The 1273-nt window shown below is 69.7% G+C and carries 1 protein-coding gene and 1 pseudogene; both read left to right on the forward strand.

The features are described 5' to 3' along the window. On the forward strand, positions 1-347 hold a 347-nt coding region (locus ELR45_RS38075; protein WP_205856706.1), incomplete at its 5' end, for a zinc-binding dehydrogenase. Between the two features lie 38 nt (positions 348-385). Continuing rightward, a pseudogene (locus ELR45_RS42120) lies at positions 386-1273 on the forward strand (alpha/beta hydrolase); the annotation flags it as partial.

The following is a 1273-nucleotide window of genomic DNA, read 5'->3' on the forward strand; positions in this document are numbered from 1 at the left end:
TACTCGACGCAGTGACCGAGCCCGTGGATGTGCTGCTCAATCTGGCCCCGATCACCCCCGACAGGTTCACAGCCCTGGTCACGCGGGTCCGTGACGGCGGCGTGGTCGTCTCCACGACCCCGACCGTGACGACGCCCGGCGACGAGGAGCGGAACGTGCGCGCGGCCACGATCTTCGTCCACCCCGACGAAGACGTGCTTTCGAACCTCGTCGCCCTCATCGACCGCGGTGACCTCCACGTCGAGATCGCCCAGCGCGTGCCGCTGAGCGAGCTGCCCGCGATCCACCAGCAGGCCGCCGCGGGAGAGATTCACGGCAAAGTCGTGGCCGTCCCGCCCGCCGCCTGACGATCCCGCCTCCGCTCGCCAACTCCTCAAGGATGACCATGACACTGAACCTCGATCCCGAGGTCGCCGCGGCCCTCGCCCCTATGGGCGAGGCCATGGCGGCGACCACCCCACCGGCGGTCGACGACATCACCGGACGCCGAGCCATGTGGGAGCCGATCCTCGCTGCCGCAAGCGCCGCCCTGCCGACCCCGGCCGACGTGACCATCACCGACCATCAGGTACCGACCGGCGACGGTGCTCACATCACGGTCCGCTGGTATGCGAAGGATGGCGCAGCCGCCGGACCCGCCGCGGTCTTCTTCCACGGCGGTGGCTACATCTTCGGCCACATCGACCAGTTCGACGGCCCCGTCGCCCGCTACGTGTCCGAGAGCGGCGTGCCGTTCCTGTCGGTCGAATACCGTCGCGCGCCCGAGTACCCGCATCCGACACCCGTCGAGGACGGCTACGCAGCGTTGAGCTGGCTGATCGACCGAGCGCCCGAGCTCGGCGTCGACCCGGGACGGATCGCTGTGATGGGCGACAAGTGCCGGCGGCGGGCTCGCCGCCGCCCTGACGATCCTCGCCCGCGAACGCGAGGGCCCCGCGATCGCACGGCAGATCCTGCTCATGCCGATGCTCGACGACCGCACCCTTAGCCCTGAGCCGCAGATCGAGCCGTACCTGATCTGGACCTACGACGACAGTCGCACCGCCTGGCCGGCGCTCCTCGGAGACGCGGCGGGCGGGAACGATGTACCTGCGACGGCGGCCCCGGCAAGACTCGAAGACGCCAGCGACCTGCCGCCGGCGTACATCGAGGTGGGTCAACTTGATGTGTTCCGCGACGAGGACACCGCCTACGCGACCAAGCTCAGCCGCGCCGGAGTCGATGTCGAGTTCCACCTTCGCCCCGGCGTTCCGCACGAGTTCGACTCCATCGC

Origin of the sequence: Phytoactinopolyspora endophytica (assembly GCF_004138495.1) — a bacterium.
Classification (GTDB): domain Bacteria; phylum Actinomycetota; class Actinomycetes; order Jiangellales; family Jiangellaceae; genus Phytoactinopolyspora; species Phytoactinopolyspora endophytica.